The organism is Nocardia sp. BMG111209, from assembly GCF_000381925.1.
In the GTDB taxonomy this organism is placed as follows: Bacteria; Actinomycetota; Actinomycetes; order Mycobacteriales; family Mycobacteriaceae; genus Nocardia.
Window position 1 is genome coordinate 874,088 of the sequence record NZ_KB907307.1, and the last position, 25,492, is coordinate 899,579.

Annotated in this window: 25 protein-coding genes; 10 read left to right on the forward strand and 15 right to left on the reverse strand. The window is 71.5% G+C overall.

Annotation, left to right across the window (positions count from 1 at the left end):
* Nucleotides 1-84: 84 nt before the first annotated feature.
* From G361_RS0103925 to G361_RS0103970, 10 genes are all read right to left on the reverse strand, one after another.
* Nucleotides 85-975 (reverse strand): hypothetical protein, encoded by an 891-nt coding sequence (locus tag G361_RS0103925; RefSeq protein WP_019925746.1) that lies wholly within the window; start codon nucleotides 973-975, stop codon nucleotides 85-87.
* Entirely contained in the window at nucleotides 972-2,036 is a 1,065-nt protein-coding gene (locus G361_RS0103930; RefSeq protein ID WP_019925747.1) for a hemolysin family protein, read from the reverse strand. The genes G361_RS0103925 and G361_RS0103930 overlap by 4 nt, the downstream gene beginning before the upstream one ends.
* Nucleotides 2,029-3,402, reverse strand: a complete 1,374-nt coding sequence (locus G361_RS0103935) for a hemolysin family protein (RefSeq protein WP_026342659.1) — start codon at nucleotides 3,400-3,402, stop codon at nucleotides 2,029-2,031. Before G361_RS0103935 ends, G361_RS0103930 begins: the two co-directional genes overlap by 8 nt.
* Before the next feature lie 244 nt (nucleotides 3,403-3,646).
* Nucleotides 3,647-5,083, reverse strand: a complete 1,437-nt coding sequence (locus tag G361_RS0103940; protein ID WP_026342660.1) for a GuaB1 family IMP dehydrogenase-related protein — start codon at nucleotides 5,081-5,083, stop codon at nucleotides 3,647-3,649.
* 249 nt (nucleotides 5,084-5,332) lie between these two features.
* Nucleotides 5,333-6,961, reverse strand: a complete 1,629-nt coding sequence (locus tag G361_RS50700) for a DEAD/DEAH box helicase (protein ID WP_019925750.1) — start codon at nucleotides 6,959-6,961, stop codon at nucleotides 5,333-5,335.
* Nucleotides 6,954-7,895: a M56 family metallopeptidase gene (locus G361_RS0103950; protein WP_026342661.1), complete on the reverse strand. Its 942-nt coding sequence runs from the start codon at nucleotides 7,893-7,895 to the stop codon at nucleotides 6,954-6,956. Before G361_RS0103950 ends, G361_RS50700 begins: the two co-directional genes overlap by 8 nt.
* A 53-nt stretch (nucleotides 7,896-7,948) precedes the next feature.
* Nucleotides 7,949-8,371, reverse strand: a complete 423-nt coding sequence (locus tag G361_RS0103955; protein WP_026342662.1) for a BlaI/MecI/CopY family transcriptional regulator — start codon at nucleotides 8,369-8,371, stop codon at nucleotides 7,949-7,951.
* A gap of 77 nt (nucleotides 8,372-8,448) precedes the next feature.
* Entirely contained in the window at nucleotides 8,449-9,351 is a 903-nt protein-coding gene (locus tag G361_RS0103960) for an ABC transporter ATP-binding protein (RefSeq protein ID WP_019925753.1), read from the reverse strand.
* Complete coding sequence (locus G361_RS0103965) at nucleotides 9,348-10,466, reverse strand: iron chelate uptake ABC transporter family permease subunit (protein ID WP_036494069.1); 1,119 nt, start codon at nucleotides 10,464-10,466, stop codon at nucleotides 9,348-9,350. The genes G361_RS0103960 and G361_RS0103965 overlap by 4 nt, the downstream gene beginning before the upstream one ends.
* A gap of 68 nt (nucleotides 10,467-10,534) precedes the next feature.
* On the reverse strand, nucleotides 10,535-11,587 hold the full coding sequence (locus G361_RS0103970) for an iron ABC transporter permease (RefSeq protein WP_019925755.1): 1,053 nt from the start codon (nucleotides 11,585-11,587) through the stop codon (nucleotides 10,535-10,537).
* 119 nt (nucleotides 11,588-11,706) lie between these two features.
* Between G361_RS0103970 and G361_RS0103975 the strand changes: the two genes are divergently transcribed.
* The 5 genes from G361_RS0103975 to G361_RS0103995 all read left to right on the forward strand — a co-directional run bounded on the left by G361_RS0103975 (nucleotide 11,707) and on the right by G361_RS0103995 (nucleotide 15,457).
* The gene (locus G361_RS0103975) at nucleotides 11,707-12,414 is read left to right on the forward strand and encodes a hypothetical protein (RefSeq protein WP_026342664.1); all 708 of its coding nucleotides are present in this window, start codon (nucleotides 11,707-11,709) and stop codon (nucleotides 12,412-12,414) included.
* Nucleotides 12,415-12,557: 143 nt separating this feature from the next.
* Nucleotides 12,558-12,998 (forward strand): PaaI family thioesterase, encoded by a 441-nt coding sequence (locus G361_RS0103980; RefSeq protein WP_026342665.1) that lies wholly within the window; start codon nucleotides 12,558-12,560, stop codon nucleotides 12,996-12,998.
* A gap of 79 nt (nucleotides 12,999-13,077) precedes the next feature.
* Nucleotides 13,078-13,380 carry an urease subunit gamma gene (locus G361_RS0103985; RefSeq protein ID WP_019925758.1) on the forward strand — a complete coding sequence of 101 codons (303 nt, stop codon included), beginning with the start codon at nucleotides 13,078-13,080 and terminating at the stop codon, nucleotides 13,378-13,380.
* A gap of 8 nt (nucleotides 13,381-13,388) precedes the next feature.
* Nucleotides 13,389-13,736 (forward strand): urease subunit beta, encoded by a 348-nt coding sequence (locus tag G361_RS0103990; RefSeq protein WP_019925759.1) that lies wholly within the window; start codon nucleotides 13,389-13,391, stop codon nucleotides 13,734-13,736.
* Nucleotides 13,736-15,457 (forward strand): urease subunit alpha, encoded by a 1,722-nt coding sequence (locus G361_RS0103995; protein ID WP_019925760.1) that lies wholly within the window; start codon nucleotides 13,736-13,738, stop codon nucleotides 15,455-15,457. Before G361_RS0103990 ends, G361_RS0103995 begins: the two co-directional genes overlap by 1 nt.
* On the opposite strand, the gene G361_RS0104000 is transcribed toward G361_RS0103995, so the two are convergent.
* Nucleotides 15,442-16,140 carry a TetR/AcrR family transcriptional regulator gene (locus G361_RS0104000; RefSeq protein ID WP_019925761.1) on the reverse strand — a complete coding sequence of 233 codons (699 nt, stop codon included), beginning with the start codon at nucleotides 16,138-16,140 and terminating at the stop codon, nucleotides 15,442-15,444. The genes G361_RS0103995 and G361_RS0104000 overlap by 16 nt on opposite strands.
* Before the next feature lie 91 nt (nucleotides 16,141-16,231).
* Here G361_RS0104000 and G361_RS0104005 point away from each other — a divergent pair, with 91 nt between their 5' ends.
* The 5 genes from G361_RS0104005 (at nucleotide 16,232) to G361_RS42245 (ending at nucleotide 20,808) form a co-directional block, all read left to right on the forward strand.
* Nucleotides 16,232-17,728, forward strand: coding sequence for an MFS transporter (locus G361_RS0104005; protein WP_019925762.1), 1,497 nt, complete (start codon nucleotides 16,232-16,234; stop codon nucleotides 17,726-17,728).
* A gap of 84 nt (nucleotides 17,729-17,812) precedes the next feature.
* A complete protein-coding gene (locus G361_RS42240; RefSeq protein ID WP_019925763.1) occupies nucleotides 17,813-18,646 on the forward strand; it encodes an SDR family NAD(P)-dependent oxidoreductase in 834 nt (277 codons plus the stop codon).
* Nucleotides 18,647-18,710: 64 nt separating this feature from the next.
* Nucleotides 18,711-19,343 carry an urease accessory protein UreF gene (locus G361_RS0104015; RefSeq protein ID WP_026342667.1) on the forward strand — a complete coding sequence of 211 codons (633 nt, stop codon included), beginning with the start codon at nucleotides 18,711-18,713 and terminating at the stop codon, nucleotides 19,341-19,343.
* A 69-nt stretch (nucleotides 19,344-19,412) separates the two neighbouring features.
* Nucleotides 19,413-20,114, forward strand: coding sequence for an urease accessory protein UreG (gene ureG / locus G361_RS0104020; protein WP_026342668.1), 702 nt, complete (start codon nucleotides 19,413-19,415; stop codon nucleotides 20,112-20,114).
* Nucleotides 20,104-20,808, forward strand: a complete 705-nt coding sequence (locus G361_RS42245) for an urease accessory protein UreD (protein WP_019925766.1) — start codon at nucleotides 20,104-20,106, stop codon at nucleotides 20,806-20,808. The genes ureG and G361_RS42245 overlap by 11 nt, the downstream gene beginning before the upstream one ends.
* A gap of 203 nt (nucleotides 20,809-21,011) precedes the next feature.
* Here G361_RS42245 and G361_RS0104030 read toward each other — a convergent pair whose 3' ends face one another.
* From G361_RS0104030 to G361_RS46635, 4 genes are all read right to left on the reverse strand, one after another.
* Nucleotides 21,012-21,632: a hypothetical protein gene (locus tag G361_RS0104030; protein WP_019925767.1), complete on the reverse strand. Its 621-nt coding sequence runs from the start codon at nucleotides 21,630-21,632 to the stop codon at nucleotides 21,012-21,014.
* Nucleotides 21,633-22,026: 394 nt separating this feature from the next.
* Complete coding sequence (locus G361_RS46630; protein WP_019925768.1) at nucleotides 22,027-22,920, reverse strand: hypothetical protein; 894 nt, start codon at nucleotides 22,918-22,920, stop codon at nucleotides 22,027-22,029.
* A 115-nt stretch (nucleotides 22,921-23,035) separates the two neighbouring features.
* The gene (locus G361_RS42255) at nucleotides 23,036-24,439 is read right to left on the reverse strand and encodes an NAD(P)/FAD-dependent oxidoreductase (protein ID WP_019925769.1); all 1,404 of its coding nucleotides are present in this window, start codon (nucleotides 24,437-24,439) and stop codon (nucleotides 23,036-23,038) included.
* Nucleotides 24,440-24,542: 103 nt separating this feature from the next.
* A complete protein-coding gene (locus G361_RS46635) occupies nucleotides 24,543-25,253 on the reverse strand; it encodes a TetR/AcrR family transcriptional regulator (RefSeq protein WP_019925770.1) in 711 nt (236 codons plus the stop codon).
* Between the last annotated feature and the right edge of the window lie 239 nt (nucleotides 25,254-25,492).

Consider the following 25,492-nt stretch of genomic DNA (forward strand, 5'->3'; position numbering starts at 1 on the left):
GATTTAGTACGCCTGTCATGTTACCCGGCGGTAGGTGCCGGTCGGCAGGGCCTGTGACCATATGCATTCCCGCGCGCGGGCGGTTCATTCCCCGGTGTGCGTCCGGGCCTCGGCGAGCAGATCCGCCGTCGCGTCGAGCAGCCGCGCGCGCAGTGGAGCGGCGCGATCGGCCAGGCGGGACTGTTCGCGCACGTACTCCGCCCGGCCCGCCGGCGTCTCGACCGGGACGGGGGCGTAGCCGAGTCCGGACAGATCGTACGGACTGGCGCGCATGTCGAGATCGCGTGCGGCGCAAGCCAGTTCGAAGCAGTCCAGCAGCAGGTCGGAATCGATCAGCGGGACCAGCTTGAAACCCCACTTGTACAGATCCATGGTCGCGTGCAGGCAGCCCGGCTGCTCGCGGTGGACCTGATCTTCGCGGGTCAGCGGCTCGGCGTTGCGCGGCGCGGCGGCCGGGGTGAAGAACCGGTAGGCGTCGAAATGCGTGCAGCGCAACGGCATCGAGTCCACGACCGCGTCGGTGCCGTGAGGGCCCAGGCGCAGTGGCAGTTGCCGGTGGCGGACCTCGTCGGTGCGGTACACCATCGCCCACTCGTGCAGGCCGAAACAGGACAGCTGCGCGGGCCGGGACGCGGTGGCGCGCAACAGATCCGCGACGAAGGCGACGGTGTCGCGGCGGGCCAGCAGGAACGCCGGATCGGCGGTCCGGGACCCGCCGTCCGGCCCCTCGTGGTAGCCGCGGGCGCTCGCGAACTCGGCGGCGTTGGCCAGGGCGACGCCGTAGCCGGGATGCCAGCGCCGCAGCTGTGCCGATTTGTGGCCGTAGTAGGTGAACAGGAAGTCGATCACCGGATGTTTCGTGCCGGCCGCGCGCCGGTCGAGATACGCGCCGATCAGCGCGTCGACCCGCAACCGGTGCGTGGCCGCCCGGGCCCGCCACTCGGGCTCGGGCAGCACCCGCGGGTCGCCGCTCATTCCGCGATCCGATGGGTGGCGTCGCGGACGGTGCCGACGAATTCCTCCACCAGATCCTCGAGGGCGACGATGCCGACGGTGTTCCCGCGGGTGTCGACCACGCGGCCGAGGTGGCTGTTGGTGCGGCGCAACCGGGCCAGCGCCTCGTACAGCGCGGTGCCGGTGCCGACCGTCGGCAGCGGCCGGATATCGGAGCGCGGGATCGGCGTGCCCGGACCCGCGGTATCGTCGGCGACCTTGTCCAGCACGTCCTTGACGTGCAGATATCCGACCAGTGACCCGTCGTCGGCGCGGACCGGGTAGCGGGAGTAACCGGTCTCGGCGACGGCGGATTCGATATCGCCGAGGGTGGTGCCGTCGCCGCGCAGCGGTACCGACCGGGCCTTGGCCAGCGACACCATCACATCGGCGACGATCCGGTCCGTGGTGCCCAGCGCCTGGGTGAGGCGGCGGTGCGCCTCCTCGTCGAGCAGGCCCTCGGAGCGGGACTCGCCGATCATCTCGGCCAGCTCCACCGACGACACGGTCGCGTCCAGCTCGTCCTTCGGTTCGATCCGCAGCGCCCGCAGCGACAGGTTCGCGGCCAGGTTGTAGAGCGTGATCAGCGGGCGGGCGACCCGCAGCCACCCCAGCAGCACCGGGACCAGCAGCAACGCGACCCGTTCCGGACCGGCCAGGGCGATGTTCTTCGGGATCATCTCGCCCAGCAGCATGTGCAGGACCACCACGAGGACCAGCGCCACGGCGAACGAGATCGGATGCTGCACCTGGTCGGGCACGCGCACGAGGTCGAACACCGGATGCAGCAGCCGCCCCGCGGCCGGCTCGCCGATCCGGCCCAGCAGCAGCGAGCAGATCGTGACGCCGAGCTGCGCCGCGGCCAGCATCATCGACAGATGCTCACCGGCGCGGATGACCGTGGTGGCGCCGCGTTTGCCCTGGGCGACCAGCGATTCGAGCCGGTCGCGGCGGGCCGAGATCAGTGCGAACTCGGCGCCGACGAACAGCGCGTTGCCGCCGACCAGGATCAGGGTCAGCAGGACGGGAAATACGTCATTCATGGCTGCGCTCCCACAGCGCGACCGCGACGGCGTCGATCGGGGACAGCAGCACCCGGTCGATGCGGCGGCCGTCCATCCGGTCGACGGTGGCCAGCCAGCCGCCGTCGGTGTGCGGTTCCATCGGCTCGACGCCGGGTTGCGGCAGCAGGACCTCGTCGCCGACCACCGGGATGCGGCCGAGGCGGGTCAGCACCAGGCCGCCGAGGGTCTCGTACTCGCCCTCGGGCGCGTCGTAGCCGGTGGCGCGGGCCACCTCGTCGATGCGCAGCAGGCCCGAGCAGTTCCAGCCGGTGCCGGCCCGGCGGACGTCGAGTTCCTCCTCGTCGTGCTCGTCGCGGACGTCGCCGAGGATCTCCTCGATGATGTCCTCCATCGTCACCAGGCCCGCGGTGCCGCCGTACTCGTCGACCACGAGGGCGACCTGCATACCGTCGGCGCGCACGCGTTCGAGCACCTCGTCGCCGTCGAGGCTGGCGGGCACGATCGGCACCGGGCGGGCCAGATTCTGCAGGCGGATGGTGTTGCGCTGCGAGACCGGATAGCGGAAGGCCTGTTTGATGTGCACGATGCCGAGGGTGTTGTCCAGGTCGCCGTCGACCACCGGGAACCGGGAGTAGCCGGTGCGGGCGGCGGCGGCGATGAGGTCGGTGATGGTGCCGTCGCGTTCCAGCGACTCGATCTTCACCCGCGGGGTCATCAGTTCCTCCGCGCTGCGATCGCCGAATTCCAGCGAACGGTCCACGACCTGCGCGGTGCGCTGATCGAGGACGCCGCGCTGCGCGGAGGTGCGCACCAGCGAACCGAGTTCCTCCGCCGAGCGGGCCGAGCGCAACTCCTCGGCGGGTTCGACGCCCAGCCGGCGGACCGCCCAGTTGGCGGCGCCGTTGAGCAGTTTGATCAGCCAGGAGAATGTGGTGGAGAACGCGATCATCGGACCGGCGGAGAACCGGGCGGCGCCCAGCGGTGAGGCGATGGCGATGTTCTTCGGGACCAGTTCGCCGTAGATCATCGACAGCGAGGTCGCCAGCACGAGGGCCAGTGTGATCGAAATACCGTGTGCTGCACCGGAACCCAGCCCCAGCGCGGTGCACAGCGGCTCGAACAGCCCGGCCAGCACGGGTTCGGCGATATAGCCGGTGACCAGCGTGGTGATGGTGATGCCGAGCTGTGCGCCGGACAGCTGGAAGGAGAGGGTGCGATGCGCGTGGCGGACCCGACGGGCCCGCCGGTCACCGTCCCGGGCATGTGCCTCGACGGTGCTGCGTTCCAGGGTGGTCAGTGAGAATTCCGCGGTGACGAACAACGCGGTGCCCAGGGTGAGTGCGACGAAACCCACCAGGCTGAGCAGGGTGATCAGAACCGACACGATCAGCACCACCGGGGCGGGGGCGAGAACGATGCGGTGACGGGGGCGCCGGGTTTGTCACCCGGCTCGGTAGAGGAGCCCTCCTGTGTGGCGCCCTCGGACGCGGGTGACAACTGGTTCCTTTCGCGAGCTGAGTTCACGGATGTGCCGGGCGATGAGGAGGATCTCGACCCCCGCGCCCGGCGTCACCCATGTTACCGGCACCGGCCGACACCTTCTCGGCCGCCGCGCACCGGTCCCCGGCTCACCAGCCCGACGGCAGCGGGCGTCCCTCGGCGAATCCGGCGGCCGACTGCACGCCCAGAACCGCCTTCTCGTGCAGTTCGGCGACCGTGCGGGCGCCGGCGTAGGTGCAGGCGCTGCGCACACCCGAACAGATGTGATCGATGAGGTCCTCGACGCCCGGACGCTCCGGATCCAGCCGCATCCGCGAGGAGGAGATGCCCTCCTCGAACAGGGCCTTGCGGGCCCGGTCGAAGCCGGAATCGGTGGCGGTGCGGGCCGCGACGGCGCGCTTGGACGCCATGCCGAAGCTCTCCTTGTACTTGTTGCCGTCGCGGTCGGCGCGCAGGTCGCCCGGCGACTCGTAGGTGCCGGCGAACCAGGACCCGATCATCACGTTGGCCGCACCCGCCGCGAGGGCGAGCGCCACATCGCGTGGATGCCGGACACCGCCGTCGGCCCAGATGTGCACGCCCAGCTTCGCCGCCTCGGCCGCGCATTCGGCCACCGCGGAGAACTGCGGGCGGCCGACGCCGGTCATCATGCGGGTGGTGCACATCGCGCCGGGCCCGACCCCGACCTTCACGATGTCGGCGCCGGCGTCGACCAGATCGCGGGTGCCGGCCGCGGACACCACATTGCCCGCCACCAGCGGCACACCCAGCCGCAGATCGGCCACCGAGCGCAGCGCCTCCAGCATCTTCGCCTGATGTCCGTGCGCGGTATCGATGACCAGCACGTCGGCGCCCGCGTCGACCAGCGACTTCGCCTTCGCGGGGATATCGCCGTTGATCCCGACCGCCGCGGCGATGCGCAACCGGCCGTGCCCGTCGACGGCCGGACGGTAGATACCCGTGCGGACCGCGCCGGTCCGGGTCATGACGCCGGCCAGGGTGCCGTCCGCGGCGTGCAGCACCGCCAGTTTGGCGTGCCGCGACTCCAGCAGTTCGAAGATGTCGCGCGGGCTCGTGTCCGCGGGCGCGCTGACGAAATCGGTGGCCGCGACCGCGCCGACCCGTGCGAACCGGTCGACATCCGCACAGCCGGCCTCGGTGACCACCCCGACCGGCCGCCCGTTCTCCACCACCACGACCGCGCCGTGCGCCCGCTTGTGGATCAGCGCCAGCGCCTCGGACACCGAATGGTCCGGTCCGAGCGCCACCGGGGTGTCGGCCGTCAGCGACCGGCTCTTCACGTACGAGATGGTGTCCGACGCCGCACTGATCGGCAGATCCTGCGGCAACACCACGATGCCGCCGCGCCGCGCGACCGTCTCGGCCATCCGCCGCCCCGCCACCGCGGTCATGTTGGCGACCACGATCGGGATCGTCGTACCGGTCCCGTCCTCGGACGACAGGTCGACATCGAAGCGCGACGCCACATCCGTCCGGTTCGGCACCAGGAAGATGTCGTCGTAGGTGAGGTCGTACGGGGGTGTGTGACCTGGAAGGAATTGCACCCCCGCGATGGTACCGGTCCGCACCGACGTTTCTCGGGGTTCCGCGACAGTCCGGTCAGGAAGTCCGTCATGCCGACCGGAGTGCCCGGTTCCGCGACCTCACCGTCCGTGGATCGGCAAACCCGTTGCGGACACGTCGAATCCGAGCGGATCGGGCAACGGGAATCGAATCGCCCGTACTTGCCGTGCGGCGTGCCCCGGTCCCGCAACCGGCTGTCCAGAACCCGGGAGCCGTGCGCCGCGGGCGGATCAGCGGCCGGGGCGGGAGCGGCGACGGCCCGGGAAGGTGCGGGCGCCGGGGCGGCGGGGGCGATCGGCCGGTGGGCGGGGTTCGGTGGTTTCGGGGGCGGTGGGGTCGGGTACCGGTGTGCCGGGTGGGCGGCGGGCGCCGGTCAGCGCCGCCAGTGCGGAATCGCCTGGGCGCGTGGGTAATTCGTCGTAGGTGACGGCGGCATCCGCGAGCAGGGTTGCGGTGGAGGGCTGTTCGTCGGGTGTCACGAGGGTGGCGACGAGGCCGGTGGCGCCCGCGCGGGCCGTGCGGCCGGCCCGGTGGATGTAGTCCTTGCTGTCCTGGGGCGGATCCACGTGCAGCACAAGGGATATGTCGTCGACGTGGATCCCGCGCGCGGCGATGTCGGTGGCGATCAGGACCGAGGTGGTGCCGTCGGCGAAGGCGGTCAGTGCCCGGGTGCGCTGGTTCTGGGTTCGGCCGCCGTGCAGGGTCACCGCCGGGATGCCCACCTCGCGCAGTTGGCGGGCGAGCTTGTCGACGCCGAATTGGGTGCGCGCGAACAACAGTGTGCGTCCCGGCCGGGCCGCGATCTCGGCGGTGACGGCCCGCTTGTCGGCTCGGCGTACGAGCAGCAGGTAGTGCGCGGCCGATGCCGGATTCGAGCCGCCCGCAATCGGTTTCGCCGTTCCGGCGTCGCGAGCAGTGGGTGGATCGGTGCGATCCGGGTTGTCGTCGACGCCGGTCGAATCGGCTTGTGCCGCAGCAGGAATTGCGGTGCCGCCCGTCGGAGCGGGGGTCTCGGCCGGGAGCGCGTGCGTCCCCGGCAGGGGCGGGTTGTCCCGGTCGGCAGGCATGGTGGCGGTGGTGCCCGAGGTGTCGTCCGCGGGTGTTTCGCCTTGGCCGGTGCCGGAATTCGATCCCGAGGGTGTGGCCGCGTCGCTCGCGGGTGTTTCGCTGTGGCCGGTACCGGAACTCGAGCCGGTGGGCGGGTGGTACGGGAGTTGCGCGGGGATTGCGTGGTGGATCGGGGTGCGGAGGTAGCGGTGGGTCAGGGTGTCGACGGCGGCGTCGAGGGTGGCGGAGAAGAGCAGGTGCTGGGCGTCGGCGGGGATGTGGTCCAGCAGGGTGGTGACCTGGTCGAGGAAGCCGAGTTCGGCCATGTGGTCCGCCTCGTCGACGGTGACCACGCGGATCGCCTCCAGGCGGACCGCGCCCTGGGCGATCAGGTCGGCGAGGCGGCCGGGGGTGGCGACGAGGACGTCCGCGCCGCGGGCCAGGCGGTCGATCTGGCGTTTGATCGGGACGCCGCCGACGGCCGTGGCCAGTCGCAGGCCGAGGGCGAGGGCGGGTTCGTCGAGGGCGCGCTCGATCTGCAGGGCCAGTTCCCGGGTGGGGGCGAGGATCAGGCCGCGGGGTTTCTTCGGGGCCGACGCGCCCCGGATCAGCCGGACCAGCATCGGCAGGCCGAACGCGAGGGTCTTGCCGGAGCCGGTCGCGGCCCGGCCGAGGACGTCGTGACCGGCCAGGATGTCGGGGATCACCGCGATCTGGATCGGGAACGCGGTCTCCAGGCCGTCGCGCCGCAGGGCCTGCACCAGTACCGGCGGCAGGCCGAGGTCGGCGAAGCGGGCCGGGCCCTCAGGCACGGAACAACCGGCTCAGCTCGACCAGCCACGGGATCGCCACCGCGAGGGTGGGTACGACCAGGATCGCGGCGGCCGCCAGATACGCCACCGAGGCGATGCGCGGATCGCCGAGCGGGCCCGCCAGGCGCTGGATGCGGATCAGGGTGGTGGGGCCGCCGACGGCCAGCGCACCCTGCGGCGCGGTGGAATTCGAGCAGGCGACCAGCGCACGGGCCAGGGGAGTGGGGCCGGTGGCCTTCACCGCCGTATCGTCGGCCAGCAACTCGATCAGCAGTTTCACCGAATCCAGCGCGGATTTACTGCGGACCACCCGGGGGAACGCCTCGTGCGCGGCGGTGAACGCCTCCAGCACCAGATCGTGCCGGGCGCGCAGATGGGAGCGCTCGTGGCTGACGATCGCGGTCAGCTCGGATTCGGTCAGGTTGGTGAAGGTGCCCTGGCTGAGCACGACGCGGCGGCGCAGGCCGGGCAGGCAGTAGGCGATCGGCTCGGCGGCGGCCAGCACCCGGATGTCGGCGGCGCGATGCTGATCGGCGCTGCCCTGGTCGAGCAGATCGACCAGCATCCGATGCCGGGCCCGGCGACGGCGGGTGTGCACGGCGACCCGGATCACCGCCCAGATCAGCCGCGCCCCGACCAGCAGGGTCAATGCGAACACGACGACGTAGATCAGCCACAGCGGCAGGCCGAGCGCGGCGATCTCCCGGGTCGGCGAGGTGGTGGGCCGGCCGTTCGGGCCGGGGACCAGCAGCAGGCTCGCGATCGCCAGACCGGAACCGAAGGCGCTCAGCACCGCCGCGAGCGCGACGGACTGCCACAACACCAAAGCCGCCCGCGGCGTCCGGTACGGCCATGCCGCTCGACCGAGGAGGGCAGGCACCGGTCCCGCGAGCAACAAGGCGAGACCGGCGAAGATCGGCGCGGTTGCGTTCATGCTCAGCTCACTGCGTTGTGGGGGCTCCTGGCGGCCGAGTTCGCGGGCACACGTCACTGCGGCGGGGCGACTCCGGTGTCCTCGTCGTCGGTCGTGCTGCGTGCGTCCTCGGCAGCTTCGAGCTTAGCGAGTGCCTCGCGCAGCGCGGCAGCCTCGTCCTTGCCGACCTGTTCCACGAAGTGCACGAGCGCCGCGCGGCGGCTGCCCACCTCGTCGGCCTGCTGCAACGCGTCGACCATGAGGCTGGCGACCAGTTCGTCGCGGGTGTGCACCGGCGCGTACCGATGCGCGCGATCGTCGCGCTGCTGCACGACCAGATTCTTCTTGGCCAGGCGCTGCAGCACGGTCATCACCGTGGTGTACGCGAGTTCGCGCCGCGCTGCGAGGGCCTCGTGGACCTGCCGGACCGTCTGCGGTTCGTCGGCCGACCACAACTGGTCCATGACCGCTTTCTCGAGTTCACCAAGACCTGCCATTCCACAAGCTTACGGAGGCAACGACGCAAATGCGTACTACAGGCCGTCGTAACCAGTCGGTAGCCGTGTGGTATTTTTCATAGCTCTTCCGGACGCGGAGCGGGTCCGCCGATGGTACCGGTCACATGCCGGGTGCCGATCGGGATGATCAGCGGCCGCCCGGACACCGGATCCACGTGCACCTCGGCCCGCAGCCCGAACACCTCGAGCAGCAGTTGCTCATCGATCACCACGCCCGGTGCGCCCTGGGCGACGATCCGCCCGTCGCGCATGACGATCAGCCGGTCGCTGTAGCGGGCGGCCAGGTTGAGGTCGTGCAGCACCATCACCACCGTGCGGCCGAGATCGGCGTGCAGATGATCGACGAGGTCCAGCACCTCCAGCGAATGCGCGAGGTCGAGGTAGGTGGTCGGCTCGTCGAGCAGCAGGATGTCGGTGCCCTGGGCCAGCGCCATCGAGATCCAGGCCCGTTGCCGCTGACCGCCGGACAATTCGTCGAGGGTGCGGCCGGCCAGATCGGCGACGCCGGTCCGGGCCAGCGCGTCGGCCACCTCGTCCCGGTCGTCGGAGGACCACTGTCGCAACCAGGACTGATGCGGATGCCGCCCGCGCGCGACCAGATCGGCGACGGTCAGCCCCTCCGGAGCGGTCGGCGTCTGCGGCAGCATGCCGACGATCCGGGCCACCTCCCTGGTGCTCAGGGTGGCGATCGCCCGCCCGTCCAGCAGCACCCGTCCGCTCTTCGGGCGCAGCAGCCGGCCCAGCGTGCGCAGCAGCGTGGACTTGCCGCAGCCGTTGGGACCGATGATCGTGGTGACCAGTCCGGGTTCGATGTCGAGGGTGAGCCCGTCGATCACCACCCGGCCGCCGTAGCCGACGGTGATGTCGTCGGCCGCCAGCCGGGCCGCTGCGCCGTCGCCGGTCGCCCGCTCGGGGCCGGTGGTCGCGGAGGTGGCTGCGCTCAGGGAGGTGTCGGTCATGATCGCGCGGCCTTCCGATTGATGCGAACGAGCAGGAACAGCAGCAGGGGAGCGCCGCAGGCCGCGGTGACGATGCCGACGGGCAGATCCACCGGTACCACCGTGCGCGCGGCGATATCGGCGGCGAGCACGATCAGCGCCCCGCACAACGCGGATCCGAGCACCGGTTCGCCGGGCAGGCGCAGTAGCCGGCGGGCGATCTGGGGTGCGGCCAGGCCGACGAAGGTCAGCGGCCCGACCGCCGCGGTGGCCAGCGCGGCGGCGATCACGGCGCTGCCGACCAGCAGGGCCTGCGCGGTCTGCACCCGGACGCCGAGGGCCCGCACGGTCTCGTCGCCGAAGCGCAGCGCCGCGAGCGTGCGCGCCGAGGCGGCCGCGCCGGCCAGCACCACCGCGAGCCCGATCGCGGCCGGGACGGTCCGGGACCAGTCCGCGCCGTCGAGCGATCCGGTCAGCCACAGTTGCGCGCGGGCCGCGTCGGTCCGGGAGGTCAGGGTGAGCAGCCAGCTCACCCCGGCGGTCAACATCGTGTTGACGCCGATGCCGATGAGTACCAGGCGAATTCCGGAGACTCCCGCGGATCCGGCGCCGTCGCGACGCCACGCCAGCAGATAGATGACGGCGGCCGTGAGCAGTCCGCCGCCCAGCGCGGCCAGCGGCACCCCGGTCGTGGCGGCGAGCCCGGTGCCCGCGGTGCCGCTGCCGATCACCGCCACCGCCGCGAAACTCGCACCCGTGCCGATACCCAGCACATCCGGACTGGCCAGCGGATTGCGCAGGATGGACTGACTCACCGCGCCCGCGAGCCCGAGTCCGGCCCCCGCGATCACCGCGGTCACCGCGCGCGGCAGTCGCGACTCCAGGATGACGAACCGCTGCGCGCGCGTACCCGCGCCGCCGAGCACATCCAGTACCCGGCCCAGCGGAATCTGGAAGGCGCCCACGGAGATATCGATCGCGAACAGTACGAACACCGCGATCGCCAGCGCGATCACCGTGAGCAGCACGGAGATTCGCCGCACCGCCGAGAACGGCCCGATCCGGATCGCGGGCCGGACCCGCGTGAGCGGCACGGCCTCCGCGCGCACCCTCGCCGGATCCGCATCCACTGTCATCGTTGCACCCACTGCCGAATTGCCTTCGCTGCCATGCTCTCCCGGCCCCGGCCCCGGGTGCGCGGCGCTCACAGGTTCACCGTCCGGCGGCGGCGCACCAGGACGACGAAGCAGGGTGCGCCGACCAGCGCCAGTACGACCGCGGCCTGTACCTCGCCGGGCCGGGCGACGATCCGGCCGGCGATGTCGGCCAGCAGTAGCGCCAGCGCGCCGAGCAGTCCCGAATACGGCAGCAGCCAGCGGTGATCCGGTCCGGTGATCATCCGGGCCAGATGCGGGACGACCAGTCCGAGGAAGGCGATCGGTCCCACCGCCGCGGTCGCCGCGCCGCACAGCAGCACCACCGCGATCAGGCCCAGCGTGCGATTGCGCGCGATGTGCACGCCCAGTCCACGGGCCACGTCGTCGCCGAGGTTGAGCGCGTTCAGGCCGGGGGCGGCCGCCACCGCCAGCACCGCGCCGAGCGCGATGAACGGCGTCACCTGCCGCAGCACCCCGGCGTCGTGCCCGGCCACCGAGCCGACCACCCAGAACCGGTAGGTGTCCAGCGCGGTCTGGTCGAGCAGGATCACCGCGTTCGTCAGGGCCTGTAACAGCGCGCTGACCGCGGCGCCGGCGAGCACCAGGCTCAGCGGGCTCGCCAGCGAGCCGCCGGCCGCCGAGGCCGCGAACACCACGAGCCCGGCCACCAGCGCGCCCGCGAAGGCGAACCAGATGTACTGCCGCGGCTGGGTCAGCGCGAACAGGTGGATGCCGAGCACCGCCGCGAACGCCGCGCCGGAGTTGAGGCCCAGCAGGCCCGCGTCGGCGAGCGGGTTGCGGGTGTACCCCTGGATCAGCGCACCCGCGACACCCAGGGCGAGACCGCAGACGATCGCGAGACCGGTTCGGGGCAACCGCAATTCGCGCACGATCCGGTCGGCGGGGGTGCGCGACGGGCAGTGCAGCGGCCAGTCGCCGGGGCAGGTGAGGGCGTGGTAGACGGCGTCCGGGGACAGCGCCCGCGCCCCCACCGCGATACCCACCGCCGCCGCGCACAGCACGAGCACGGTGAGGCCCGCCAATCCGGCGGCCAGGGGCGGTTTTCCGCGCCGCGGCCGGCGGGTGACTACAGCGGTCACGGTGACGAATAACTCCTGACGGTTTCAACCATTGCTCGACAAGTCTGGTAAGCCTAACCTATCTTTCGTTTTCGGCCGTAGCGCCGACTTCGGACGACCCCGCACCTGAAGGAGGTTCGATGTCCGCACCCATGCCCGTGTGCCCCCCACCGCACCACGAGCCCGCGTTCGGGCAGGTCTGTGCCAGGTTGCGCGCGATGCAGCCGGACCATCCTCGCGTCTACGCCGTCGCCGGTATGGCCGATCAGGGCCGGCGGCGCTGGTGGCGGCTCGCCGACGGGATCCGGGAGGGCCGGGTCGAACTCATGTACCGGCGGCACGTCGCCGAGATGACCAGTCCGGAGATCGCCGCCGAGGTGGTGGCGACCGCGCTGATCCACGGCGTGATCGGCCGGGTCACCGCGCTGCTGGTGGCCGACGGCCGGGCCTGGGACCCGGGCCTCGAGAACCTCTGGATGCACTCCGACAACGACGGCGGCGTGGACTGGGCGGGCCTGGACGACACCACGTTGCGCGTGGTGACGGGCGATCGGCTCGCCGGTGCGCCGGGTGTGGTCACGCTGCCGTGCGATCGTGCGCTGTACCTGTGGCTCGCGCATCGCTGTGAGCCGGCGCTACGGCTGGTGCAGCACACCATGTTCCGTTGTGCCGGGCTGGGCCCGCGCCGGTACTGGGCGCTGGTCGGGGAGAGCGTGCTCGGCGCGGCGACCTATGTGCCGGAGCTGGCGCGCACCTCGTCGGCGGCGGGCAGCGCGCGCGGTCAGGGTTTCGTGGCGGCGCTCGAGGAACGGCGGCTCCCGGTGCGCCGGGCTTGCCTTGTTAGGTAAGGCTGCCCTACAATCGAATTCGGCGTACGGATCGAGTGTTAGTCCCGAGGGCTGCGGTCGACTTCCCGATCCCTGCCGCGGCGGGTCCCATCCGGGATGGGACCCGCCGTTTCGCTTCGCGGGCTGTGTGTAACGCTGGATTCATGACCGAGCAAGATCCCCCCGCCTCCCTCGCCGGTATGACGCCCGAGCAGCTCACCGCGCTCAGCGGCGACTCCTTCAGCGACCTGATCGGGCTGAAGTTCACCGAGCTGAGCCCCGATCGGGTGACCGGCGAACTGGTGGTCACGCCGCGGCTGCATCAGCCGCACGGGATCGTGCACGGCGGCGTCTACTGCTCGATCATCGAAACGCTCGCGAGTGTGGCCGCGGGGATCTGGTTCGGCGATCGCGGCCGGGTCGTCGGCGTCAACAACAACACCGACTTCCTGCGCGCGACCCGCGAGGGCACGGTGCACGGGGTCGCGACGCCGATCCACCGCGGACGCTCGCAGCAACTGTGGCAGGTCGTGATCACCGACGATCAGGAGCGGGTGGTCGCCCGCGGCCAGGTGCGGCTGCAGAACCTCACGAACGAGAGCTGACCCACCCGGCAATCGGTCGGCGCGACGCGGTCCCGCGTGCGTGCCACAATGTCGCGCACATACTTCGCGAGGAGCACGCATGCGATTGTCGCCGCACGAGCAGGAACGGCTCATGCTCAGCTACGCGGCCGAGCTGGCCCGCCGGCGGCAGGCACGCGGGCTGAAGCTCAACTATCCGGAGGCGGTCGCGATCCTCACCGATCATGTCCTCGAGGGCGCCCGCGACGGCCGCACCGTCGCGGAGCTGATGTCCTCCGGCCGTACGGTCCTCACCCGCGACGACGTCATGGCCGGCGTCCCGGAGATGATCGACGACGTCCAGGTGGAGGCCACCTTCCCGGACGGCACCAAACTCGTCACCGTTCACCACCCCATCGGCTAGGGCGCGGCATGGCACACGATATTCCGGATCCGGCGCGATCCGGCCCGATTCCCGGCGAATACCTCTTCGCCGACGGCGATATCGAGATCAACCCGGGCGCCGACCGGCTCGAGCTGGACGTCCTCAACACCGGCGACCGGCCGGTCCAGGTCGGCAGCCACGTGCATTTCCCGCAGGCCAACAGCGCGCTGCGGTTCGACCGAGAGGCCGCGCACGGCCGCCGTCTCGACATTCCCGCCGGTACCGCGGTGCGCTTCGAACCCGGTCTGGGACAACGGGTCTCGCTGGTCCCGCTGCGTGGCACCCGCGAGGTCCACGGTATCGATCTGCACGCTCCCGGAAAGCTGGACCGCTGATGGCATCGATCTCGCGCGCTCGCTATGCGGCACTGTACGGCCCGACCGCCGGGGACCGGATTCGATTGGCCGACACCGATCTTCTGATCGAGATCACCGAAGACCGCAGCGGCGGACCGGGTTTCGCCGGTGACGAGGCCGTATTCGGTGGCGGCAAGGTGTTGCGCGAATCCATGGGCCAGGGCCGCGCCACCCGGGCCGAGGGCGCTCCGGACACCGTGATCACCGGTGCGGTGATCGTCGACTACTGGGGAATCATCAAGGCCGACATCGGTATTCGCGACGGCCGGATCGTGGGCATCGGCAAGGCCGGTAATCCGGACACCATGGACGGCGTGCATCCGGAACTGGTGGTGGGACCGTCCACGGAGATCGTCGCCGGCAACGGGAAGATCCTCACCGCCGGCGCGCTGGACACCCACGTGCACTTCATCTGCCCGCAGCTGGTGCCGGAGGCGCTCGGCGCGGGCATCACCACGCTGGCCGGCGGCGGCACCGGCCCGGCGGAGGGCAGCAAGGCCACCACGGTCACCCCCGGCGCCTGGCATCTGGGCCGGATGCTCGAGGCGATGGATCCCTGGCCGGTGAACGTCCTGCTGCTCGGCAAGGGCAACACCGTGCGCCAGGAGGCGCTGTGGGAGCAATTGCGCGGCGGCGCGGGCGGTTTCAAGTTGCACGAGGACTGGGGCTCCACCCCGGCGGCGATCGACGCCAGCCTCACCGTCGCCGACGCCTCCGGCGTCCAGGTGGCGCTGCACTCGGACACGCTGAACGAGGCGGGTTTCGTCGAGGACACCATCGCCGCGATCCGGGGGCGGGCCATCAACGCCTATCACGTCGAGGGCGCCGGCGGCGGGCACGCGCCGGACATCATCACCCTCGCCGGGGTCGCGAACGTGCTGCCCGGTTCGACCAATCCGACCCGGCCGCACACCGTCAACACCATCGATGAGCATCTGGACATGCTCATGGTGTGCCATCACCTGAATCCGGCGGTCCCGGAGGATCTGGCCTTCGCGGAGAGCCGGATCCGGCCGTCCACGATCGCCGCCGAGGATCTGCTGCACGATCTGGGCGCGATCTCGATGATGAGCTCGGACTCGCAGGCGATGGGCCGGATCGGCGAGGTGGTCATGCGCACCTGGCAGACCGCGCACGTGATGAAGCGCCGCCGCGGCGCGCTGGCCGGCGACGGCCGGGCCGACAACAACCGGGTGCGGCGCTACATCGCGAAATACACCATCTGCCCGGCGGTCGCACACGGTCTCGACCACGAGATCGGCTCGGTGGAGGTCGGCAAGCTGGCCGATCTGGTGCTGTGGGATACCAAGTTCTTCGGGGTGCGGCCGGATCTGGTGTTCAAGGGCGGCACGATCGCCTGGGCGGCGATGGGCGACGCCAACGCCTCCATCCCCACCCCGCAGCCGGTGCTGCCGCGGCCGATGTTCGGCGCCGCGCCGGCCGTGGTGGCGCAGACGTCACTGCATTTCGTCGCCGAGCAGGCGATCGAGGACGGCCTCGCCGATCGGCTGCGGGTGCAGCGCGCTCTCGTCCCGGTCGCGAACGTCCGCGCGCGCACGAAGGCCGATATGCCGAACAACGACGCCCTGCCGCGGATCGAGGTGGATCCGGACACCTTCACCGTCCGCATCGACGGTGAGGTGTGGGCGGAGCAGCCCGCCACGGAACTGCCGATGGCGCAGCGCTACTTCCTGTTCTGAGCCGGTTCGGGCCGCGCTGCGGCGGCGGCCTGTACGGCGAATCCGTCGCAGAGCGCGTCCAGTCCGGCGCGCAGCAGGCGGTACGGATCGAGCAGATCGCCGCGGCCGGAGCCGACCAGCGGTTCCAGCGCGGGCGGCACCGGCCAGCGCGGGTCGCCGTCGAGCAGCGACGCCAGGCCCGAGGGCTCCTCGTCCTCGTTGTCGTGCTCGGCGAGGAATCCGACGCTGACCTGCTGTACCGCGATACCGGCGAGATAACTCCACAGCGACAGCGCCATCCGGGTCGCGACGCGGGGATCGGCGGTGAGTTCGCCGAAGCCGGCGACCAGCCACTCCAGGCAGGCCAGGCTGTGCGGGCCGAAGTTGTAGCGCGGCACGGCGAAGGTGAACAGCACCCACGGATGTTGCTGGTACAGCTGCCAATCGATCTCGCCGGCCACCCGGACCCGGTCCCGCCACGTCCAGTCCGGTTCGGGCTCGGGATAGGGGTAGCGACGGGCGACCTCGTCGGTCATCGCGGCCAGTAACGCGTCCTTGTTCGGCACGTGCCGGTACAGCGACATGGCTCCCACCCCGATGCGCTCGGCGATCCGGCGCATGGACAGCGCGTCCAGTCCGGTCTCGTCGGCCATGGCGACCGCGGCGTCGACGATGGCGGCGCGGGTGAGCTTGGGCTCGGTCATGGGATGATTTCACTTTCGTTTCTGGAACCCTTTGCGTACACTGTACTCAGTTCTGCCCGCGTACGACGTACGCATCCTCGAAGGAGAGGACATGACCTCGACCGATATCCGCGTGCCCGACGCGGCCCCGCAGGCGGGGTCACACCGCCGCGCCTGGCTGGGACTGGCCGTCCTGCTGCTGCCGGTGCTGCTGGTGTCGATGGACGTCTCGGTGCTGTTCCTGGCAATGCCCACCCTGAGCGCCGCGCTGGACCCGTCCGCGATGCAACAGCTGTGGATCCTCGACGTCTACGGTTTCGTGCTGGCCGGCCTGCTGATCACCATGGGTAATCTCGGCGACCGGTTCGGGCGGCGGCGGATCCTGCTCGGCGGTGCGACGGTGTTCGGGATCGGCTCGGTCCTGGGTGCGTTCGCCCCCAGCGCCGGGGTGCTGATCGCCGCGCGGGCCCTGATGGGCGCGGGCGGCGCGACCCTGCTGCCGTCCAGCCTGGCGCTGATCTCGGCCCTGTTCGCCGAGCCGCGGGCCCGTGCCACCGCCATCGGGATCTGGACGGCCTTCTTCGCCGGCGGGTCCGCCCTCGGGCCGATCATCGGCGGCCTGCTGCTGAACCACTTCTGGTGGGGTTCGGCCTTCCTGGTCAATCTGCCGGTGCTGGTGGTGTTCCTGACCCTGGGCGCGTGGCTGCTGCCGGAACATCGCGCCGGTCGCGGCCCGCTCGATCCGATCAGCGTGGTGCTGTCCATCGGCGGCATCCTGCCGCTGATCTACGCGGTGAAGCATGCCGCGGCCGACGGTGTCGCGATCGGCGACGCGATATTCGCGGTGATCGGCGCCGGACTGCTGTGGGCGTTCCTGCGACGGCAGCGCCATCTCGACGATCCGCTGCTGGACCTGAGCCTGTTCCGGCGGGCGGGCTTCTCCGTCGCCGTCGGCTCCAGCACGGTCGGCATGCTGGCCCTGTCCGGGATCGGCTATCTGAGCAGTGTCTATCTGCAATCGGTGACCGGCCGGGACCCGCTCGCGGCCGCGGTCCTGAGCATTCCGGCGGCCGCGATGGTCTTCGTCGTGTCCATGGGCGGGGCCCGGATCGGCCGCCGGCTCGGCGCGGCCGGCTCGTTCGCGCTGGCCCTGGGCACCGCCGCGATCGGCAACCTGCTGATGCTCGGCATCGGCGTGGACGGCGGCGTCGGCTGGTATGTGGCCGGCTCCACGATCGCCGGATTCGGGTACGGGCTGTGCTTCACCCTCGTCTCCGACGTCGCGATCTCGGCGGTGCCGCCGCATCGCGCCGGCGCGGCCGCGGGCATCTCGGAGACCAGCTTCGAACTCGGCAACGGACTCGGCCTGTCCCTGCTGGGCTCCCTGGTCACGCTCGTATTCCGGTCGAAGGGCGCCTTCGGGTCCACCCTCGGCGAAACCCTCGCCCGTGGTGACGCCGGGCTCGCGCACGCCGCCCGCGCCGCCTACGTCAGCGGGGTCCACGCCGCGATCATCGTGGCCGCGGGGCTGCTCGCGGCGATGGCGGTCGTGGCGCTGGTGTCGGCCCGGCGCCACAGTCCCGCCGATGCGGCGCCCGTGCCGCACTGAGCCTCGGCCACGCCTCTAGAGTCACGAGGGTGAGCGACCATACGCCCGCGCGGCGGGCCCGCGCGCGAACGGATTGCGACGCGGTTGTTGTACCCGACGCACAAGCCGCGGGAGGGGGATCTGCGGGCCGCGGTGGCGGGGCGCGTGGTGCTGGTGACCGGGTCCTCGCACGGGATCGGCCGGGCCGCGGCCCGCAAGGTCGGGGCCGCGGGGGCGACGGTGCTGCTGGTGGCCCGGTCCGAGGACGAATTGCGGGAGGTCGCCGCCGAGATCGCGGCGGCCGGTGGCGTCGCGCACGTATATCCCGCGGATCTGTCCGAGGCCGACGGGATCGAGCGGCTGGCCGCGGCGGTGCTCGCCGCGCACGGCCGGGTCGATGTGGTGGTCAACAACGCGGGCCGCTCGATCCGCCGGTCGGTGGCCGAGACCTACGACCGGTTCCACGACGTCACGCGCACGCTGGATGTGAACTATCTCGGCCCGGTGCGGCTGCTGCTCGCGTTGCTGCCCGGTATGCGGGAACGCCGTACGGGCCAGATCGTCAACATCTCCACGTGGGCGCTGCGGATGCCGCCGAATCCGGGATGGTCCGCCTACGCCGGATCCAAGGCCGCGTTCGACACCTGGCTGCGCACGGTCGCGACCGAGGTCGCGGGCGACGAGGTGGCCGTCACCTCGATCTACATGCCGCTGGTGCACACCCGGATGAGCGCGCCGACCGACTTCGGCGAGCTGCCCGGCCTCACCGCCGACGAGGCCGCCGATCTGATCTGTCATGCCCTGGTCGCGCGGCCGGTGGCGATCTCGCCCTGGTGGTCCGGACCGCTGAACGCCTGGGGTGAACTCGCGCGCGGTCCGGCGCATCGGCTCATGGCGCGCACCCTGCGCCGCTCGCCGAGGTCCCGGCGCGGGAAGTAGCGGCTGGTCGGGTCCGGTGACCGGCCTTAGGATCGCGGGGAGGCCGGGTGCGGAGGTGTGGGCGATGAGTGTGGCGATGGTGATGACGCTGGCGGATTCTCGGCTGCCGATCGGGGGGCATGTGCACTCCGGGGGCGTCGAGGAGGCGGTGGTCTCCGGGCTGGTGCGGGATGTCGCGTCGGTGGAGGCGTATCTGCGGCGGCGGATCCGGACCTCGGGGCTGGTGGCCGCCGCACTGGCGGCCGCGGTGTGCGCGGGGGAGCTGGATCCGGAGCGGGCCGAGGCCGAGGCGGACGCCCGGACGCCGGCGCCGGCGGCGCGGACCGCCTCGCGCGCGCAGGGACGCGGGATGCTGCGCCTGGCGAAACAACTGTGGCCCGAACAGGATTGGGCCGCGCTGGGTTCCCGGCCGCATCTGCCGACGGTGTTCGGGGTGGCCGGGATCGCGGCGGGGCTCACCCCCGCGCAGATCGCCGGGGTCGTCGTCTACACGACCATGACCGGGGCCGCGACCGCCGCGCAGCGGTTGCTGGCGCTGGATCCGGCCGCCGTCGCCGCCTGTACCGTGCGTCTCACCGCGCTGTGCGATCGGACGGCGGCAGAGGCGGTGACCGGGCTCGCGGCCCTGTCGGATCCGTTGCAGGATGTGCTCGCACAGCGGCATCTGCTACGGGGGATGCCGCTGTTCGCCTCGTAGTTGCCGAGGCGAGTTACACGCCCTTTACGTGCGTCCGTCAGGATGGGCGCGGAAGCGAAGGAGAGCGATATGCCACCACACCTGATCGACGGCGAACCGCACGACCACGGCCACGACCGCCCCCGGCGGGAACGTACCCCGGGGGAGCCGGTGCGGATCGGGATCGGCGGGCCGGTCGGCTCCGGTAAGACGGCGCTGGTGGCCGCGCTGTGCCGGGAACTGCGGGACGAACTGTCGCTGGCCGTGCTGACCAACGACATCTACACCACCGAGGACGCGGACTTCCTGCGCCGGCACGCGGTGCTGCCGGACGAGCGGATCGCCGCCGTGCAGACCGGTGGCTGCCCGCACACCGCGATCCGCGACGACATCACCGCGAATCTGGACGCGATCGACGATCTGATCGAGTCCAACCCGCCGCTGGACCTGATCCTGGTCGAATCCGGCGGCGACAATCTTACCGCCACTTTCTCTTCCGGCCTGATCGATGTGCAGATCTTCGTCGTCGACGTGGCCGGCGGCGACAAGGTTCCGCGCAAAGGCGGTCCGGGCGTGACCTTCTCGGATCTGCTGGTGATCAACAAGACCGATCTGGCGCCGCTGGTCGGCGCGGATCTCGGTGTGATGGACCGGGATTCGACGGCGGTGCGCGAGGGCCGCCCGTTCGTGTTCACGTCGTTGACCGGCGATCCGGCGGCCACCCCCGTCCTGGACTGGGTGCGGGCACAGGTCCGGGCCGCCGCCGACGCGGACGCCGCGGTTGCGCACTGAGCTGCGGATCCTCGCCCGTCCCGGGGCCTGGCCGCACATCCGCGCCACCGGCGCGATGACGGCCCGGGCCACCGCGGCCGATACCGTCCACCTGGTCGGCACCGCGGCCACCCCGGTCGGCGGCGACGAACTGGATATCGAGATCCGGGTGGCGCCCGGCGCCCGGCTGCGACTGCGCACGGTCGCGGCGACCATCGCGCTGCCCGGACGGGAAACCCCGCTGTCGGTGGCGTATTGGCGGCTCGCGGTCGGGGCCGGCGCGCACCTGGACTTCGCCCCGGAGCCGACGGTCGTCGCCGACGGCGCCGAACACCACGCCGTCACCACCGTGGACCTGGCCGCCGACGCGACCCTCCACCTGGCCGAACACATCCAGATCGGCCGCAGCGGTGAGGATTCCGGCCGCTGGCGCGGCGACCTGATCGCCGACCGCGCCGGTCTCCCGCTGCTCCGCCACCGCCTCGAGCTCGGTGCGGGCGCCCCGACCGACGACCTGCTCACCGCCCCACGGGCATTGGTGAGCATCCTCGCCGTCCCCGACGACACCCTCACCCGCACAACCGGATCGGCCGCCCTGCTACCCCTCGCCGCCGGCGGGACATTGTTCACCTGGACCGGTCCCGCCCTGGCCGCCTACCCCGATTCGATTGCGGCGCAACGTGATCCGGCCGTCGCGGCGAGTGTGGCGGACTGATTCCGCGGCACCCGCGAGGGTCCGCCCCGGGCTGCGACGCGGCCGGGATACCAGCGGCTGCCAGTGCCGGTCCGGTCGGTCTGCGCGCGGCCGGGGGTCGGTTTGTGCGCGGCCGGGGTACCGGTGGTCGCACCCGACGCTCTTTGCAGGAGGGGCGGGCGCCGAGTTCCGGCGCCCGCCCCGGTCGAACCTGTGCGGCCGGGTCAGATATCCCCGAGCACGCGGGAGGGTGCGGTGAGTCCACCCACCGCACCCACCGCGGCACCGACTCCGGCGCCGACTGCGGCGGCGGGAATCGTGACCGCCGCGGCGCCCACCGCCGCACCGAGAATCGGGCCGGCGACGAGGCCGATCGGCAGGAACGGCACGCCCGCGATGAGCCCGCACAACCCGCCCATGGCCGCCGCACTCAGCGTCAGCGGCAGGGCCGCGCTCGCACCCGCGACCGCGCCCATGGCGGCGGTGCCCAGGGTCTGACCGGCGATCCGATCGGAGCGGCTGCGCTCCATGCCGATCGAGTCCAGGAAGGTGGCGAGACCGGCCTCGGTCTGGGCCGAGGTGTCGTTGACCGTGATCGCCTGATCGCGGTTGATCCAGTTCGGCGCGTCGACCTGCACGTCACCGAAGCGGAACTTGCCCGGGGGCGGCGCGATCGGCGGTACCGGGGTCACCGGCACCGGCGTGTGCAGCGTCCCGACCGGGGCCAGGTAGTGATGGTTCGGCAACGACCGAGCCGACTGGAGCGAGCTCAGCTCGTTGTGCGGAATGTGCAGGCCCTCGTAGGGCTGCTCGTTCGGCGAGCCGGCTGCCGGCCACTCCTGCATCGCATCATCTTGTTGCGCGATCGGCAGAGTACCGGCTGCTGCGTGTGCAGTGCCGGCTCCGACGACCGCCAGGACTAGTGGGACGGCACCTGCTGCCACCACTGTGCCCACCCGATTGCGATGCGGGTTGGGCGCCCTGTGTTTACCTGCGGCCATACACGACCTTTCGTTCGGGGGAATGTCGACGCTCGACATTCGGACCAGGTCGCCGAGTGGATTGGTGCAGCTCACGACACGCCGCGAGCCGCGCGGTCGGGAGGCGGTCGCCCGGGTGGGCCGGAACCGGGGAGGGATGCGCCGATTCCGTACGGACGCATTCGAATTCGGTCCGGGACGGCGAAAGGCCGGGATCCCACAGGGGATCCCGGCCTCCGGGCCGTATCGTGCCCGGCGCTCAGGCGTCGGCGGTCGCGGGCGTCTGGGTGGCGGACTCGGCTGTGGCGGGCGAGTCGGCAGCGGACGCGTCGGCGGCCGGGGACTCCACGGCCGGCTTGTCGACCAGGGGCGGCTCGATCGCCGGCGCGTTGTAGGCATTCACACCGCCGATGACCGCGCCGACGACGGTGCCCACCACCAGGCCGGGCAGGACGGGCGGCAGGCCCGCGATGGCGCCCACGACGGCGCCGGTCGCGGCGCCGCCCAGGGTGCCGGCGGCGATCCGGTCCGAGCGGCTCGGCGCGAAACCGGCCGAGTCCAGCGTGCGGGCCAGCTGCGCCTCGGTGCGCGCCGACGCCTCGTTCACCTGACCGGCCTGCACCGGGCCCAGCCACGGCGGGACGTCGACTTTCGCATCGCCGCAGCGCAGCTTCCCGGCCGGCGCCTGGATCGGCGCCACATCGGGCACGGTCCCGGGATTCGGCAGGTGCAGGCGCTGGGCGTCGACCGGGGCCAGGCCGGTGTTCTCCGGCTCGGCCCGCATCCCGGTGCTGGAGTTGCGGCCCACGTACACCTTCGGCGCCGGGACGTCGGCGGCGATCGGCGCCTGGTCGGCCGCGGCGTCGGCATCCGCCTCGCCCGCGTCCTGCGCCCGCGCGGCCTCCGACACCGGCGGGATCGGGGCGGCCTCCGGATCGGCGGCGCTGCCGGCCGCGGCCTCGACCTCGCCCGGATCGGCGGAGGTGGCGTCGGCGGGCGTCTCGGCCGACACCGCGGGCGGCGTCCCGGCCGGGGCGTCGGCCACGGCGTGGCCGCCTCCGAGGCATACGGCGACCGGAATCGTTCCGGCGACGAGGATCGAACCGAGCGGCCGCCGACGCGGCGCCGGATCACCCTGCTGGCTTGTGCCCATGATGACCTTTCTCGTGAATGCGAACGTATTCCGAACATGACATTCGGATCCGTCCGGCGTTCCGGATTGGTGTGGGCGGTGTGGCGCGCCGCGCCGCGCGGGCGCGGATACGGGATCAGCCGGCGGATTCTTTTCTGTCCGTGCCGATTTCCGTACGGACGTCCCGCGCGTCCTCGTCATTTCCGTTGAGCGCCTCGAGGGCGAGCCGGGCGAAAACCCATTGCTCGGTGGCGGCCATCTGCCCGCGATTACGTCCGGAGAACGAGACGAACCATTGGAACACGGTGACCACCCGGCTGCGGTAGCCGATGAGGTAATACAGGTGCAGTGCCAGCCAGGCCAGCCAGGCGAGGAACCCGCCGAACTCCAGTTTGCCGATCTGGCAGACGGCGTTGAACCGGGAGATGGTCGCCATACTGCCCTTGTTGAGATAGTGGAACGGCTTCCGGTCGGCCGGGGTCTGCTTACCCTTCAGCTCCGCGGTGATCTGCTGGGCGGCGTAGGTGGCGCCCTGGATCGCGCCCTGGGCCATGCCCGGCACCCCGGGGACGGCCATGAGATCGCCGACGACGAAGACGTTCGGATATCCCTTGATCGTCAGATCGGGTTCCACGACCACGCGGCCCGCGCGATCGATCTCGGTGCCCTTGGACCGCTCGGCGAGCATCCGGCCCAGCGGGCTGGCCTGCACACCCGCCGACCACACCTTGCACGCGGCCTCGATGCGCCGGATGTCGCCGGTCTGACTGTCCTTGATGGTGACGCCGCGCGCGTCGACACCGGTGACCATCGAATTCAGCTGGACCTCGACGCCCATCTTCTCGAGCTGCGCGTGCGCCTTGCCGCCGAGTTTGGGGCCCATCGGGGCGAGGACCGCGTTGGCGCCCTCGACCAGCACCACCCGGGACTGCCGAGTGTCGATCGCCCGGAACGCCCCGGCCAGGGTGCGATTGGCCAGTTCGGAGATCTGCCCGGCGAGCTCGACGCCCGTGGGGCCCGCGCCGACCACCACGAAGGTGGTGAACCGGTCCCGCTCCTCCTGGGTGGGGGCCAGTTCGGCCTCCTCGAACGAGCCGAGGATGCGGGCGCGCAGTTCCAGGGCGTCGTCGATGGTCTTCATGCCCGGCGCGTAGGTGGCGAACTGGTCGTTGCCGAAATACGACTGCTGGGCCCCGGTGGCGACGATGAGGCTGTCGAAGGTGGTGACGGTGTCCTGGTTCAGCAGCCGGGAGGTGACCGTGCGGTTGACCAGGTCGATGTCGTGCACATCGCCGAGCAACACCCGGGTGTTGGCGTATTTGCGCACCACCAGGCGGGTGGCGGGCGCGATCTCGCCGGTGGACAGGATGCCGGTGGCGACCTGGTACAGCAGCGGCTGGAACAGGTGGGTGGAGGTCTTGGAGATCAGCGCCACGTCCACGTCGGTGCGGCGCAGATGCCGGGCGGCGAACAGACCGCCGAACCCCGATCCGATGACCACGACCCGGTGGCGCCCGCCACCGGCGGTTTCGATACTCATCTGGCACTCCCTCCAAGCCCGACAATTCGACGCGCGACGGTCACAACCGTAGTCGGCAACCGGCCGGCAGTCACGGCGAGCGCGGAGTGTCGGTACAAACGCCTCATCGGTCCGGTGCGACGGCGGTGAGTGTGGCCGCCGGCACGATCAGCGGCCCGGTGAACCGGCCCGCACCGGCGGATTCCAGCGCCGGCCAGAGGAATGCGGTGAGCCGGTCGACGAACTCGTCCGGTCGCCGGCCCGGATCGCGTCCCCAGTCCTCCGCCGACATCAGGATCGCGCCGACCGTGGCGGTGGCCCAGACGCGGGCGGGCGCGGGATCGGCGTCGACGGCCCGCAGCAACGCGTCGAAGACCGCGGTGGCCCATTCGGCGGATCTGGTGAAGAACGGCCGGGCGGCCGGCGGCGGATCGTCGGACTGCATCCGCTGCATCAGCAGGTGGTGCAGGTTCGGGTTGCCGTCGACGAAATCGCACATCAACTGGACCAGCGCGCGCAGCAGCCGCTGCCCCGGCAACGGCTGGGCCAGGATGGTGTCCGCGGCCGCGGTCACCCGTTCCATGTGCCGCTCGGCCAGCGCGTCGACCAGCGCCGGCAGATCCGGGAACACCGCGTACACCGCGGTCCGCGCGTATCCCGCCTCCGCCGCGACCTGGGCGATGGTCACCCCCGCGCCGTCGCGGGCCACCACCCGCTCGGCGGCGTCGAGCAGTTCCTCCCGCCGGACGGCCGGATCCCGCGGCGGGCCCGGCGGCCGGCCGCGGGTGCGGCTCGCCACTCGCACGGTGTCCGTCCGGGCCGCGTCTGCGCTCATGGTGGTCAACGGTATCGCGTGCGGCCGGTCGGCCGCCGGGATCGGCCGGCCACCGCAATTCGTGAGAATTCGATGAGATTTCCGGCCGCCGGCCGGTATTGCGATGCGGAAACGGATTCACCGATGAATTGTCGCCGGTCATACAATGGCGATGAATCGCGTGACGGCGCTCCCGCCGCTCACGGGCAGAATTCCGATTACCGGCGGCCGCGGACACGGACCCGGCCGCAGTGAATTCC

What these genes read in the sequence shown, in the direction of transcription:
- G361_RS0103925 (WP_019925746.1), bottom strand. Translation starts at nt 975, where the DNA reads ATGAGCGGCGACCCGCGGGTGCTGCCCGAGCCCGAGTGGCGGGCCCGG.
- G361_RS0103930 (WP_019925747.1), bottom strand. Translation starts at nt 2,036, where the DNA reads ATGAATGACGTATTTCCCGTCCTGCTGACCCTGATCCTGGTCGGCGGC.
- G361_RS0103950 (WP_026342661.1), bottom strand. Translation starts at nt 7,895, where the DNA reads ATGAACGCAACCGCGCCGATCTTCGCCGGTCTCGCCTTGTTGCTCGCG.
- G361_RS0103955 (WP_026342662.1), bottom strand. Translation starts at nt 8,371, where the DNA reads ATGGCAGGTCTTGGTGAACTCGAGAAAGCGGTCATGGACCAGTTGTGG.
- G361_RS0103960 (WP_019925753.1), bottom strand. Translation starts at nt 9,351, where the DNA reads ATGACCGACACCTCCCTGAGCGCAGCCACCTCCGCGACCACCGGCCCC.
- G361_RS0103965 (WP_036494069.1), bottom strand. Translation starts at nt 10,466, where the DNA reads ATGACAGTGGATGCGGATCCGGCGAGGGTGCGCGCGGAGGCCGTGCCG.
- G361_RS0103975 (WP_026342664.1), top strand. Translation starts at nt 11,707, where the DNA reads ATGTCCGCACCCATGCCCGTGTGCCCCCCACCGCACCACGAGCCCGCG.
- G361_RS0103980 (WP_026342665.1), top strand. Translation starts at nt 12,558, where the DNA reads ATGACCGAGCAAGATCCCCCCGCCTCCCTCGCCGGTATGACGCCCGAG.
- G361_RS0103985 (WP_019925758.1), top strand. Translation starts at nt 13,078, where the DNA reads ATGCGATTGTCGCCGCACGAGCAGGAACGGCTCATGCTCAGCTACGCG.
- G361_RS0103990 (WP_019925759.1), top strand. Translation starts at nt 13,389, where the DNA reads ATGGCACACGATATTCCGGATCCGGCGCGATCCGGCCCGATTCCCGGC.
- G361_RS0103995 (WP_019925760.1), top strand. Translation starts at nt 13,736, where the DNA reads ATGGCATCGATCTCGCGCGCTCGCTATGCGGCACTGTACGGCCCGACC.
- G361_RS0104000 (WP_019925761.1), bottom strand. Translation starts at nt 16,140, where the DNA reads ATGACCGAGCCCAAGCTCACCCGCGCCGCCATCGTCGACGCCGCGGTC.
- G361_RS0104005 (WP_019925762.1), top strand. Translation starts at nt 16,232, where the DNA reads ATGACCTCGACCGATATCCGCGTGCCCGACGCGGCCCCGCAGGCGGGG.
- G361_RS0104015 (WP_026342667.1), top strand. Translation starts at nt 18,711, where the DNA reads ATGAGTGTGGCGATGGTGATGACGCTGGCGGATTCTCGGCTGCCGATC.
- ureG (WP_026342668.1), top strand. Translation starts at nt 19,413, where the DNA reads ATGCCACCACACCTGATCGACGGCGAACCGCACGACCACGGCCACGAC.
- G361_RS0104030 (WP_019925767.1), bottom strand. Translation starts at nt 21,632, where the DNA reads ATGCAGGAGTGGCCGGCAGCCGGCTCGCCGAACGAGCAGCCCTACGAG.
- G361_RS46630 (WP_019925768.1), bottom strand. Translation starts at nt 22,920, where the DNA reads ATGGGCACAAGCCAGCAGGGTGATCCGGCGCCGCGTCGGCGGCCGCTC.
- G361_RS42255 (WP_019925769.1), bottom strand. Translation starts at nt 24,439, where the DNA reads ATGAGTATCGAAACCGCCGGTGGCGGGCGCCACCGGGTCGTGGTCATC.
- G361_RS46635 (WP_019925770.1), bottom strand. Translation starts at nt 25,253, where the DNA reads ATGAGCGCAGACGCGGCCCGGACGGACACCGTGCGAGTGGCGAGCCGC.